This is a genomic window from Nonomuraea sp. NPDC005983 (assembly GCF_040614375.1).
Taxonomy (GTDB): Bacteria; Actinomycetota; Actinomycetes; order Streptosporangiales; family Streptosporangiaceae; genus Nonomuraea.
This window is the reverse complement of record NZ_JBEXUP010000006.1, coordinates 107,406-119,540: the sequence shown is the minus strand read 5'-3', so window position 1 is coordinate 119,540 and position 12,135 is coordinate 107,406. Positions and strand designations below refer to the sequence as shown.

At 68.0% G+C, this 12,135-nt stretch carries 11 protein-coding genes and 1 pseudogene; 8 read left to right on the top strand and 4 right to left on the bottom strand.

Annotated elements, in window-relative coordinates; translation table 11 throughout:
* Positions 1–102: 102 nt before the first annotated feature.
* Entirely contained in the window at positions 103–1,128 is a 1,026-nt protein-coding gene (locus ABZ297_RS05395; RefSeq protein ID WP_355339764.1) for a lysylphosphatidylglycerol synthase transmembrane domain-containing protein, read from the bottom strand.
* A gap of 94 nt (positions 1,129–1,222) precedes the next feature.
* Between ABZ297_RS05395 and tatA the strand changes: the two genes are divergently transcribed.
* The 3 genes and pseudogenes from tatA (at position 1,223) to ABZ297_RS05380 (ending at position 2,580) form a co-directional block, all read left to right on the top strand.
* Entirely contained in the window at positions 1,223–1,477 is a 255-nt protein-coding gene (gene tatA / locus ABZ297_RS05390) for a Sec-independent protein translocase subunit TatA (RefSeq protein WP_355339761.1), read from the top strand.
* Positions 1,478–1,959: 482 nt separating this feature from the next.
* Positions 1,960–2,325, top strand: a pseudogene (locus ABZ297_RS05385) (CNNM domain-containing protein); the annotation flags it as partial.
* The gene (locus tag ABZ297_RS05380; RefSeq protein WP_355339843.1) at positions 2,320–2,580 is read left to right on the top strand and encodes a CBS domain-containing protein; all 261 of its coding nucleotides are present in this window, start codon (positions 2,320–2,322) and stop codon (positions 2,578–2,580) included. The pseudogene ABZ297_RS05385 and the gene ABZ297_RS05380, both read left to right, overlap by 6 nt.
* A 168-nt stretch (positions 2,581–2,748) precedes the next feature.
* On the opposite strand, the gene ABZ297_RS05375 is transcribed toward ABZ297_RS05380, so the two are convergent.
* On the bottom strand, positions 2,749–4,614 hold the full coding sequence (locus ABZ297_RS05375) for a potassium transporter TrkA (RefSeq protein ID WP_355339758.1): 1,866 nt from the start codon (positions 4,612–4,614) through the stop codon (positions 2,749–2,751).
* On the opposite strand from ABZ297_RS05375, the gene ABZ297_RS05370 reads away from it, so the two are divergent.
* From ABZ297_RS05370 to ABZ297_RS05355, 4 genes are all read left to right on the top strand, one after another.
* Positions 4,571–5,014, top strand: a complete 444-nt coding sequence (locus ABZ297_RS05370) for a twin-arginine translocase TatA/TatE family subunit (RefSeq protein ID WP_355339755.1) — start codon at positions 4,571–4,573, stop codon at positions 5,012–5,014. The two genes, ABZ297_RS05375 and ABZ297_RS05370, sit on opposite strands and share 44 nt — an antisense overlap.
* A complete protein-coding gene (locus tag ABZ297_RS05365; protein ID WP_355339752.1) occupies positions 5,011–5,211 on the top strand; it encodes a Chromate resistance protein ChrB in 201 nt (66 codons plus the stop codon). Before ABZ297_RS05370 ends, ABZ297_RS05365 begins: the two co-directional genes overlap by 4 nt.
* A gap of 109 nt (positions 5,212–5,320) precedes the next feature.
* On the top strand, positions 5,321–6,721 hold the full coding sequence (locus ABZ297_RS05360) for an LCP family protein (RefSeq protein ID WP_355339749.1): 1,401 nt from the start codon (positions 5,321–5,323) through the stop codon (positions 6,719–6,721).
* Between the two features lie 164 nt (positions 6,722–6,885).
* Positions 6,886–8,367, top strand: coding sequence for an LCP family protein (locus ABZ297_RS05355; protein ID WP_355339746.1), 1,482 nt, complete (start codon positions 6,886–6,888; stop codon positions 8,365–8,367).
* On the opposite strand, the gene mgtA is transcribed toward ABZ297_RS05355, so the two are convergent.
* A complete protein-coding gene (gene mgtA / locus ABZ297_RS05350; RefSeq protein WP_355339743.1) occupies positions 8,309–10,789 on the bottom strand; it encodes a magnesium-translocating P-type ATPase in 2,481 nt (826 codons plus the stop codon). The two genes, ABZ297_RS05355 and mgtA, sit on opposite strands and share 59 nt — an antisense overlap.
* Positions 10,773–11,126 carry a metalloregulator ArsR/SmtB family transcription factor gene (locus ABZ297_RS05345; RefSeq protein ID WP_355339740.1) on the bottom strand — a complete coding sequence of 118 codons (354 nt, stop codon included), beginning with the start codon at positions 11,124–11,126 and terminating at the stop codon, positions 10,773–10,775. Before ABZ297_RS05345 ends, mgtA begins: the two co-directional genes overlap by 17 nt.
* Before the next feature lie 352 nt (positions 11,127–11,478).
* On the opposite strand from ABZ297_RS05345, the gene ABZ297_RS05340 reads away from it, so the two are divergent.
* Positions 11,479–12,132, top strand: coding sequence for a class I SAM-dependent methyltransferase (locus ABZ297_RS05340; RefSeq protein ID WP_355339737.1), 654 nt, complete (start codon positions 11,479–11,481; stop codon positions 12,130–12,132).
* The last annotated feature ends 3 nt before the right edge of the window (positions 12,133–12,135 follow it).

Sequence of the window (12,135 nt, the reverse complement as noted above, 5' to 3'; positions counted from 1 at the left end):
CATCTGCCACGTTGACCACCGAAGAGCAAGCCAGGCGGCTGGAAGAGGCCGCCCGATTGCGCGCTCAGGCCGCGGCCAAGGACGATCCGAAGCCCTGATCAGTTACTCCCTGCGAGCAGTATGGGACCAGATGGTCCAGGAGAGCCAGCCGACCGGGATCTCGATCAGGTGGGCGAAGAACCAGAAGAGCAGGACGGCGGCCGTCGCCGCGGCCGGGGCCACGCCGAACCCCAGCAGAGCCAGCGCGGTGGCCGACTCGCTGATGCCTGAGCCGCCGGGGGTGATGACCGCGGTGGTGAGCACCCGGTTGATGGCGAAGGCGGCGACAGCTTCGGGGATGGCGATCTGGCCGCCGGTGGCATGCAGGCAGGCGATGAAGAGGACGCCCTGCAGCGACATGTAAGCAATCATGCCGAGGGTCATGCGGAGCCAGTGCGCGCCGGTGACCTCGATGGTGGAGCGGCGCAGATCGAGCAGCAGCTTCCGCATGTTCGGCTCGCGCTTGAGCGGGAGCAAGACGAGCGCTTTGTCCAAGCCGCGTCCCAGGAGATCGGCCGCTCGCTCGCGCCAGAGCGCGGCCGACAGAGCGGCCGCCACGCCGATCAGCAGGACACCGCCGGTGCCGGCCGCCGCGGAGAGCCGCTGATCGGGCACGCGACCAGAGCCGAGCAAACAGGCCAGGCCGACGGCGGGCAGCAGGAAGCGGGTGAGCAGGTTCCAGACGCCGGACACCACGGTCGAGACCACGACTGCTTGGCGCTTGAACCCCCACGCGCCGGTCATGACGAACGTCGTCGCGACACCGGCCGCGCCGCCGAAGGGCAGCACATTGCTGATGCCGCTGCCCACGCAGTTGATCAGCAGAGCCCGGCGCTTGGACAGCCCCGGCAGGGAGCCAGTCAGCACGAACGTGTAGGCCAACAGTCCAACCGCCCACAGCCCTGTCAGCAGCGCCATCCGTAGCCAGCCGACCGAGGCGAGGCGCTCGTACAGCTGACTCCAGGTGACACCCGCGATCTTCGGCAGCAGCGTGATGAGCAGCGCCGCCAGGGCCAGGGAGACCGCCGACACGATCACTCTGCGCCGCACCGGACGCCGCTGCTCCACCTGCTCCACCTGCTCCAACACGGTGTCACACCCTACACAGTTTTAGACTTGCGCATCCAAGCAACTTTGCTTCAGGCTGAAGGTGCAACTTACGCCTGCCCGGTTAGGACGCGCCGTGTCGAATCTCGGATGGAGTGAACTCCTCATCATCGCCCTGGTCTTCGTCATGCTCTTCGGGGCGAAGAAGCTGCCTGACACTGCTCGCGCGGTCGGTCGCTCTCTGCGGATCTTCAAGTCCGAGGCGGCCAAGCTCCGCGATGACGCCCCAGACGATCCTCCCGCTACCGTGTTGTCGCTGGAGGAGCAAGCTCGGCGGCTGGAGGAGCAGGCGGCCAGGTTGCGTGCCGGCGTGCGGCAGGACAAGCCGTAGCACACGCTATTGGACCTGCCTACCGGATCAGCCGTACATGATCACTCAATGCAGCTTGGGATCGGTGGCGAAAGCCTCACAGGTCGGGATATGACGCGGGAAGCGGACCGCACCGCGGTGCCACGGGCCGAACGCACCCGATGACGGCTCGTGGCACAAACCTGTTCTCCAGGACGACACGAACGCGCCCCCCGGAACCTCGACCGCCCTCAAGTGAAGACCACGCTTGCTGGTCGCCGTGGTGTGGGCCATCAGCCCCCTGCGAGCTAAAGCGCGGACACCGACCACAGGCAACTTAGGATGATGCGCTCCAGTTATCTACGGTTTGCGCAAATGAGCTAGCGTCTGTGGCAGCGTATGCGGGCGGGCCTGCCCGCATACGCTGCTCACGCCGGTTGCAGACCTGTCGGCACGACAGAGAGGAACGGTGATGGCGTCCGTGTCCACGGACCCACGCAAACACGTTCGCCGCGGGTGACAAGAAGGCCGCCAAGGCGATCAAGGTGATGGAACGCCTGTCGTTCATGTTGTCCGGCGCACAACTCGGCATCACCGTCACCGCGCTGGTGGTCGGCTTCATCGCCCGCCCGGCACTGGCCGAGCTGATCGCCCCCGCGCTGGCCGCGTTCGGCATACCCGAAGACATGGTCGGCGCCGTCGCATTGGCGATCGGCTTCGCGCTGGCCACCGTCATCCAGATGGTGCTGGGCGAGCTCGCTCCCAAGAACCTCGCCCTGGCCAAGCCCGAGCCACTCGCCCGTGCCCTGGCCGCCTCCACCCTGATCTACCTGACCGTCGCAGGCCCGATCATCAAGCTGTTCGACGCCGCCGCCAACAAGCTCCTGCGCGCGGTCGGCACCGACCCGGTCGGCGTCGTCCACATCCGCGACGCCTACCTCGCCCGCAGGCGCGGCACCGCCACCACGGCCGGGCACCTCGCCTACCGCATTCCGACGCTTCTGCCGGACGTCTCCGTCGCCGAGGCGGTGGCGCAACTGCGAACCGCGCGCAGCCAGACCGCCCTGGTCCGGGCAGGCGACGGCACGGTGGCGGGTCTCATCACCCTCGACGACCTCCTGACGACCCTGCTCGTCGCCGCCTGACCCGCTCCCAGCGGCCGCACCGAGATGACCCAGGATTACGCCCGTAGATCGGCTACCGCTGCGTGCGATCTGTTCACCGACCCGCCCAGCGGCGAACTACCCGTCAGCTCTTTCGCCTGCCGTACATGCCCTCGGTCAGGGTAGGCCGCGCTGCCATGCAGACAGCGGTTAGTCCTGTGCCAGCACGATGACGCTGTCCTTGTCGCCGAGCATCAGGGGGTCGCGCTTGGACGGGTTCAACACCACGCCGTAGGACGGCGGCTCGTCCCCGTGCAAGGCCAGCCGGTAACCGACCGCGCTCTCCCCTCGCCGCCTGGCCGCCTCGATGACGGTGGCGAAGTTGGCCTCCATACCAGGCAGCAGGTAGTTCGCCGCGGGCTTGAGGTAGATCTCCGCCCCCGCCGGGTCGAACAGCTCGGCAAAGACAGCGTGCAGGTGCGGGTTCTCGCTGAGCTGCGTGAGCAGGAGACTGATCAGTTTGCGGCTGACGATGAAGTCGTCAGCCATGGTCACCTGGGCGACCTCCCGGTTGTGGTCGTCGTTCATCTCAGTGACGATCGAGTACGGATCGCCCAGCCGTACCTCGATGTCGCGCAGGTGCAGCAGGGTCACCAGGGTCCGGTCATCGGCGTGGTCTGGATCGGCCCCATCATTGGACAACACCACCAAGTGCCGGTAGCCGCCCAGGTTCAAGGCCTCCAGCGAGCGTCGGGAGGTCGGCTCGCACACCTTGTAGTCCACCGTCAGGTTCACCCGGGGAACGGCGAGCGTCTCCTCCGGCCGCTGCGAGGAGGCGATGTCCACGACCGACCCCGGTTCGGCGAGCCGGTCCAACAGGTCCAAGATCTTCGAGCCACGGTTGTTCCAGCCGATGAGCAGCGTCCGGTCCGGCAGTGGCAACTGCTCGGCGCCCGAGGCGATCGCGGACTCCATGATCGGCGCGCGCTGGTCGGCCAGGCTGATGAGCAGATCGTCCTCCGCCAGCACGATCAGCTGATCCGCGGCAGTGATCGGGGTGTCCATCGGTGGGTTGACCAGGGTCCGGCCGTCCCCCGTGCGAAGCCCGGCCGGGACGCCGCGCTCGTAAGCGCCGAGCGCGTCGCCGTAGATGGTTCCGACCAGACGCGGCTCTCTGCGCATGTAGAACTCGTTGCCCGCGAAGTCCATCAGGTCGCGGCAGACGGTGAACAGGCCAGTCTGTCGATGGGACTGAGCGACCAGTCGTACGGCGATGTCGTCGGCGTCGATGACCAGCGCCATCTCACCACCTGCCAGTTGGGCGGCGGCCAGGTTCTCCGAGTCCTGCACGGCCGCGACCACGTGCGGCCGCTCGGCGCGCCAGGATCGGTTGTTCAGCAGCAACAGCGTCTTGATGACGGCGATGTCGGCCTCGTCACTGGCTGGTGGCAGCACGATGATCGACTTGGCGGTGTCCGGGCTGACCACTTCCAGATCGGCATGCTTGAGTGGATTCCCCGAACGGCAGATGACCCGGGTGCGGCCCGGCTCGGGAATGCGAGCGCGTATCTGATCCTCCATGCCGACCTTGTCGCGGTCGGCCAGGACGACCACGCAGGAGCGCCGCTCGCTCTGGTTCGCCTGCACCAGTTCCTGCACCACCGTGAACACCTGATCTGACCAGCCCAGCACGATGGTGTGCCCGCGCTCGATGAGCTGGGAGCGCCCCTTACGCAGTTCGCCGATCCGGTTCTCCAGCCCGGTTGTGATCACGCCGATCAGTGAGCTGACGATGAAGATTCCGCCGACCGTGACCGCAAGCATCAAGCCCAGGAACACCGGGCTGCCTTCGTCGCCGCCCATCGTGCCTGGATCCAGTGTGCGCAGCAGACTCATCCAGAACACGCCCAACCAGCCACCGCTGGCCTCGGTGTCTTCCTGGGTGAAGACCACCACCAGAACGGTGACCAGCGCGATCAGCGCCACCGACGCCAGCCCGAGCCACCCGATCAACGCCGGCGTGCCGCGATCCATGGTTCCGTCGAACCAGTACCGCAGCCGAGCCCGCCATGTCATCCGCACCGCCTACACCTCCGCTGTCGAGCACGGCCCCAAGAGCAGTCCATGCGAGTCGATGGCCATCCCCTTTCGGGAAATCGCTGGTCGCCCTACGGGGAAGCGCCGTGGACGACCTGGGAGCAAGAGAGCTGCCCATCGTCCCCCTGGCCCTGGCGGTGCTTTCGGCGCCGATAAGCCCCACATGGCCCGTTCGGTCGGCCGCTCCTTGCGCGTCTTCAAGGCCGAGACCGCCAAGCTCCGCGACGACGAATCTGCCCCGGCGATGTCGATCGCGGAGCAGGCGCTGCGGCTGGAAGCCGAAGCGGCCCCCTTCGCGCCCAGGCCGCACGTGACACCCCTCAGCCTCCCCTCTCCCCGTAGATCGCCAGTTAGCAGGGAGATAGTACTGGCTTCATGATTTGCGCAGCCGCGCAATCCGCCTCGGGCGGCCAGCGGCAGCTGCGCCGACTCGGCGGAATCCGGCTGGGCGACGACGTGTGGACGCTGCGAGATCGGCCCGAGGTCGCTAACGGCGTCCACCGTGTGCTGGGGCTTGTCGACGAGGCCGGAGGTGAGGCGCGTCTCTGGCGAGCCTCACGTCCAGGCGCGGAATAGTCAAAAACTTGCGCAGTTGGGCAACCATGCTCGAATCTATGATCGCGAGTGCCCCTATAACGGACGGCAGGGGCGCGGTTGGCGCGCGAGATGCGGAGCAAGAGGGCAGATGGGCAAGAACATCGGCGCGGGGGCGGCGATCGGCTGGACGCTGCTGTCGATCCTGGTTCCTGGCGCCGCACACCTGCGGGCCGGCCATCGGGTGATCGGGTTCGGCCTGCTCGCGCTGTTCCTGATCGGGGGTGTCGCGGCGACCGCAATGGTGCTGTCGTCGGGCGGTGCGGCCATGCTGACCGAGGAATCCTGGGCCAAGGCACTCACCGGAGGTGCCATCGGCGTCGGCGTGGCCTGGGCGCTGCTGGTGGTCGCCTCCTACGCGGCGGTCCGGCCGCGACGGCGGCTGCTGTGGTCGGACGCGGTGGCGCTGGGGTTGGTGGCGGCCGTGCTGTCGCCGTTCGTGGTGGCCTCGCGGGCGGTGTCGGAGGTGGACTCCACGCTGAGCGATGTGTTCACCGCGCCCGAGCCGACCCCCATCAACCACGCCGACCCATGGGCAGGCCGCGCCAGAGTCAACATCCTGCTCCTCGGCGGGGACGGCGCGGCCGGTCGGGACGGGAGCATCCGCACCGACAGCATCAACGTCGCCAGCGTGGACGTGAAGAGCGGCGACACCGTGCTGTTCGCCTTGCCCAGGGAGATGGAGAACGCGCCCTTTCCCAAGGGCAGCGTGATGGGCAGGCTCTTCCCACCCCCCAAGGGCTTCTACATACCCGGTCCCGGCCGGGCGTCGGAGGATCTGCTCAACGCGGTCTGGCAGTACGCCGACACCCACCCCGCGCCCTTCCACAACTCACCCACCCGCGCGCCGGAGGCCATCAAGGGCGCGGTCGGAGAGATCCTCGGACTGAAGATCGACTATTACGTGCTGGTCAACATGTGGGGCGTGGCCCGCCTGATCGACGCGCTCGGCGGCGTGCGCATCCACGTCGAGCAGGACATCTGCTTCGGCGTGGGGCGCAGTGACGGTGGCGTCATCAAGGCCGGCACCCGCCGGCTGAACGGCAACGACGCTCTCTGGTACGGCAGGGCCCGCGACCACGACGGGTCCACCTGTGCCGGCGGCGACAACCACACGCGCATGCGCCGTCAGCACTGCGTGATCTCAGCCATGCTCGACCAACTCGATCCCGGCACGGTGCTGTTCAAGTTCAACCAGCTCGCGCGCGCGGCGCGGCAGACGTTCAAGACCGACGTTCCACGCGGCCTGCTGCAGGACCTGGTGCCGTTGGCCGACAGGGTCAAGGGCGCTCGTGTGAGCACGCTGTCGTTCGTGCCGCCGCACTACAACCCGGCTTACCCCGACTTCCCTCGCATCCGGGCCGCCGTTCGCAAGGCCATCGCCCGCTCCCACGGCACTCCCGCTCAGGCCGGCCCCCGCACTCCGGCGCCGAAACCCATCAAAACCCTGATGGCGGCCACCGCCAAGCTGTCCGACACATGTTCCGCTTAGAAGATCAACACCCATTCGTATAAGTCGAGTACGCACACCAGCGCCCACAGCATGAGCGCGACGATTCTTTGTTGCTCCCCTACCCGCATGTCCCTGCCCCGTCGGTCCTACGTCACATGCTTGCTATATTGCGCAACTATACAACTGGGGTGCCGGGAGCGAGCATGAGCAGACCTACCAGGGAAACGCGGCACGGGCAGGGCCGGGTTCCCCGACGGGCGCGGCGCCGGCGCAGCCGGACGCCGCTGGTCGTGCTCGCCGTCACGGCGCTGGTAGCCGTGGTCGCGGGCGTGGCCGGCACGGTCTACGCCAAACTCAGCTCCAGCATCAACACCTTCGACGGGCAGGGCATCGACGGCAACCGTCCCGCCGCCAACGTCGCCGGGCAGAACATCCTCATCATCGGCTCCGACTCCCGCTCCGGTAACAACGCCAAGCTGGGCGGCGGCACCGGCGCCGTCGGCCGCTCCGACACCACCCTGCTCGTCCACGTCTACGGCGACGGCAAGCACGCGGTGGCGGTCTCGATACCTCGCGACACGCTGGTGGACATCCCGCGCTGCCGCCTGCCCGATGGAACCTGGACGGCACCCCAGACCGGCGCGATGTTCAACTCCGCCTTCACCGTGGGCGTGACCGCCAAGGGCAACCCCGCCTGCACCCAGAACACCGTGGAGAAGCTGACCGGGCTGCGGATCGATCACACGATCGTGGTCGACTTCGACGGCTTCGCAAAGATCACCGAAGCGGTCGGCGGGGTCCAGGTCTGCCTGCCCAACTACGTCTACCAGGGCGACCTCAACCCCAACCGCGGCTCTCGCGGTCAACTCCTCTTCGCCAAAGGGCTCCAGACCGTCTCCGGTCAGAAGGCTCTGGATTACGTCCGCATCCGCCACGGCCTCGGTGACGGCTCCGACATCGGCCGCATCAAGCGCCAGCAGGCCTTCATCGGCAGCCTGATCAAGAAGGTCAAAGCACAGGGCCTGGACCCCGTGACGCTCCTGCCGCTGGCCGAGGCGGCCGCCGCCTCGATGACCGTCGACCCCGGACTCGGCTCGGCCGACAAGCTGCTGTCGTTCGCCCTCGGGTTGAAGGACATCGACCTGCACAACACCAAGTTCGTCACGCTGCCCTGGCGCTATCAGGGCGCCCGCGTGGCCGTCGTCCAGTCCGAAGCGGAGCAGTTGTGGGCGGCCCTGAAGGCCGACCGCACCCTGGACGGCGCGGACGCCAGCGGCAAGGTCCGCCCCTCCGCCAAGCCCTCCGCCAAGTCGGCCCCCAAGCCGGTCTCCGGTGCCGGCATCAACCTGGCGGTCTACAACGGCACCACCGTCAGCGGCCTGGCGGCCCGCGCCGCCGCCGAGCTCAAGGCCGCCGGCTTCACCGTCACCGCGGTCGGCACCGCCGCCTCCCAGAGCACCCTCAAGACCGTCATCCAGTACGGTCCGGCCGCCACCGACCAGGCCAGAACGGTGGCCCGGCTCCATCCCAAGGCCGAGCGCGTGCCCGTCGCCGCCCCCGGGATCACGCTCATCCTCGGCAGCGACTACGCCACGTCAGCCGCCCCCGCTCCGACGCCTACGACACTCAACGGCAAGGCACGCTCGGCCGACGACGATCCCTGTTCCAATCTCTCCTACGGCTGAGAACAAGCAACACCCCGCCGTACGCGATGGCCACCAGCAACAGCCACAGGTAACTCGCGGCAGGCAGCGCGAGCAGTCCGAACGCGCCCGCCAGCGGCGAGAGCGGCAGCAGCAGGCCGACCGCGGCCAGCGCGCCCGTGGCCAGCCCGAGCGGACGCGACACCCGCGTGGTCGGGCGCAGCAGCAACATGATGACGGCCTGGGTGAGCATGTTCTCGATGAACCAGCCGGTGTGGAAGGCCGACTCCCCCTCCACGCCGACGACCCGGGTCAGGACGGCGAAGGTGGCCAGGTCCGCCACGGCGTTCAGGGCGCCGAATCCCAGGATGAAGCGGAGAATGCCACGTGGCCGGAGCAGGAAAGGCCGGCGAAGTACTGCCGGATCGGCCCGGTCGAAGGCGAAAGCGAGCTGCGCGGCGTCGAAGCACAGATTCTGCACCAGCACCTGGACGGGCAGCATCGGCAGGAACGGCAGCGCCAGTCCCGCCGCCAGCATCGCGATCACATTTCCGACGTTGGACGACAACGCGATGCGCAGGTAGGTGAGGATGTTGCCGGTGCTACGCCGCCCGACCACAACCGCATGATCGACCGCGGTGAGATCCTTGGCCGCCAGCACAATGTCGGCGGCCTCCCGGGTCACGTCCACAGCGTCCCGCGGGCAGATACCGACGTCAGCGACACTCATCGCGGGCCGGTCGTTCACGCCGTCACCGAGGAAACCGACCGTGTGCCCGGCCTCCTTCAGCGCGGTCACCACGCGGGCCTTGTCCTCCGGGGTGCAGCGGGCGATCACCGTGGCCCGGTCGAGCGTTTGCGGCGTCAGAGCGGATGCATCGACCACCGCCTCCACCCTGAGTCCCAACTCCCGGCAGACGCGGGCGGCAGTTGCCGGGTGGTCTCCGGTCAGCACCTTCAGTCTGATCCCCCTACGAGCCAGCATGGCCAGCGCGTGGGCCGCCTCTGGTGAAGGCTCGTCGACCACGGTGACGAAGCCGGTGAGTTCCAGCTCGCGCTCCTCGCCCAGGTGGTGAAGAGCGAGGCGCTCGGCAACGGCGACCGCGAGCACCCGCGCCCCGGCTTCTGCCAGGGCCTCGGCGACCTCGCCCGCACGCAGCCGCTCCTGCGTGCTCATCGCGCATCGCTCCAGCACCGCTTCCACGGCCCCCTTGACCACCACGACGTGCCTGCCGCTCTCCTGGACCAGCGCGCAGGAGATCCTTCGCGAGGGGTCGAACGGCGTGGCATCCAGCCCCTCGACGTCGCCCAGATCCGGCGCGCTCTCGAGGATCGCCTCGTCCAGAGGATCAGGCGTCGGTGGGTCGGTCAGGTGCAGCGTCCAGAAGCTGTTGACGGCTGCCCAGCGCAGCACCTCGGGATCGGCCCGGCCGTCCGGGGCGACCGAGCCGCTGACCACGGGACGATCCTGAGTGAGCGTGCCGGTCTTGTCCATGCACATGACATCGATCGCGCCCACATCGTGCAGCGAGGGAAGCCGCTTGACGATCACACCATCGCGCGCCAGCAAGGCCGACCCCCTAGCCAAGGCCGTGGTCACCACGACAGGCAGCATCTCCGGCGTCAGCCCGACGGCCACCGCCACAGCGAACGGCAGCGCCTCCAATCCCGTCCCGTGCAGCATTGCGTTGGCCACGAGCGCGACCGGCGGAATGATCAGCATGACGCGGATCAAGATCCAGGAGATGCCGTTCACCGAACGGTCGAAGGCCGAAAGCCTCCGCACCGGCGCCTGGTAGGCGCCGGCGAACAGGGTGTCAGCTCCCGTGGCCGTCACCACGGCCAGCGCGGTGCCCGAGGCCACGCTGCTGCCTTGCCACAGCAGATGGTCCTCGCCGTTGGGCAGGTCGCGTGCCTGCTTGGGCACGGGCGCGGACTCGCCGGTCAGCGGCGCCTGGTGCACCGTCAGACCACTGGCCCGCAGCAGCCGCACATCGGCCGGGACCAGGTCCCCCGAACTCAGCTTGATCACGTCACCAGGGACGAGTTGGTCGATCGGGATCTCCCGCTCATGCGGCTCGGCGTCCTCCGAGGTACGCCGCCGGACGGTTACCGTGGCGGCCACCAGCTTCCGCAGCGCCAGGGTGGAGCGGTCGGCCTGGTACTCGCCGTTGGAGCGCAGCAGGCAACTGGCCACGACCAGGATCACGATGACGCCCGCCGTACCCCACGAAGCGATCACGGCGGACACCAGACCCAACGCGAGCAACACCATCGTGAACGGGTCGCGCAGGCTTCGAGCCAGCCGACGAGGCCAAGACGTCGGCCGCTGGAAGGGGACCGTGTTCTCGCCGTACTCCAAAAGACGGGTCTCGGCCTGCGCCTCCGCCAGGCCGCGCGGCCCGGTTTCCAGCAGTCGCAGTGTTTGGAGTTGACTGGCGCCCGCTTCAGGCGCCCAGACCATGCCTGCGTTCCCCGGAGAGGCCCGCCCGCTCGGTTAGTCGCCCGACCAAGCCGTGAACGGTGGCCACGATGTCATCGTCGTCGATCAGGTAGATCACCCTGCGTCCCTCGCGCCTCGACCGGACGAGGCCTGCGAGCTTGAGTTTGGCCAGGTGTTGACTCACCGCCGGAAGCGCGCCACCCACCCGCTCGGCCAGCCCGGTCACGTCGCACTCGCCCTGCGCCAGCACCCAGACAATGTGCAACCGAGGAGGCGAGGACAACAAGGTGAAAACGGACGCGGCCTCTGCCAGCACCTCAGCCGGCGGGTCAACGATCTCTCTGGTCGCCACGATCACCCCTCCTTCAGATAGTGGCCAAGTTTAGGCGTGTCCACCGGGACGCCCTTCGACGACGATCCCAACCAGTGGATGCCGGTGGCCCGAAGGCCTGGACTCTGAGCTGCTCAGGCCCTTGGGCCGCTTGTCCTACCGAGAAGCCCAGCCCGCAGCCGAAACCCAAGGTTCCAGCGAACGCGAGCGCCGACCACAGCCCTCGCCACCTGCGCCGGGTCACGTCCGTGGACGTGACCGTACCCACGTCGTCTATGAGACTCGTTGAGGTCGCGGTTAGCCGACCGGAACGGAACGGACGCGCCGACCGGTCGATGATCGACGACCTTCGCCGACCGATGAACTAAAGTCGTCCGCCGTGGCTGAATCCTCCCCCTATCTGACCGCGACGGCGGACGCCTACGACGCCGTCGCCGACCTCTACGCCGACCTCGCCCGAGACTCGCTCGACCGCCTGCCACTGGATCGCGCGATACTCGCCGTGTTCGCCGAACTCGTAAGGGCCGCCGGACCCCGGCCCGTCGCCGAGGCCGGCTGCGGTCCCGGGCACATGACGGCACACCTGCGTAACCTCGGACTGGACGCCTTCGGCATCGACCTGTCTCCAGCACTGATCGACATCGCCCGCAAAGACCATCCTGACCTGCGTTTCGAGGTCGGTTCGATGGGCGCCTTCGACGTGGCCGACGGCGAGCTGGGCGGTCTGCTCTCCTGGTACTCCGTCATCCACATCCCGCCATCGGAGCTGCCGCCGTACTTTGCCGAGTTCCGCCGGGTGCTGGCCCCAGGTGGTTACCTCCTGCTCGGCTTCTTCGAATCCGAGGGCGGTCCGGTGCTGCAGTTCGACCATAAGGTCACGCCGGCCTACCGTTGGCCGATCGATGACTTGGCCGACCTGGCCCGCAAGGAAGAGTTCGTCGAGGTGGCGCGGATGTTGCGCGAGCCTTTGGAGGATGAACGATTCCGCCGCGGCCACTTGCTGATGCGCAGACAAGCCGCCGCCATGAGCTGATGC

Bases quoted from the DNA above. Each gene is read 5' to 3' on its own strand.
- mgtA (WP_355339743.1), bottom strand. From the start codon at position 10,789: ATGGTCTGGGCGCCTGAAGCGGGCGCCAGTCAACTCCAAACACTGCGA.
- ABZ297_RS05365 (WP_355339752.1), top strand. From the start codon at position 5,011: ATGATTTGCGCAGCCGCGCAATCCGCCTCGGGCGGCCAGCGGCAGCTG.
- ABZ297_RS05355 (WP_355339746.1), top strand. From the start codon at position 6,886: ATGAGCAGACCTACCAGGGAAACGCGGCACGGGCAGGGCCGGGTTCCC.
- ABZ297_RS05375 (WP_355339758.1), bottom strand. From the start codon at position 4,614: ATGACATGGCGGGCTCGGCTGCGGTACTGGTTCGACGGAACCATGGAT.
- ABZ297_RS05370 (WP_355339755.1), top strand. From the start codon at position 4,571: ATGGTTCCGTCGAACCAGTACCGCAGCCGAGCCCGCCATGTCATCCGC.
- ABZ297_RS05360 (WP_355339749.1), top strand. From the start codon at position 5,321: ATGGGCAAGAACATCGGCGCGGGGGCGGCGATCGGCTGGACGCTGCTG.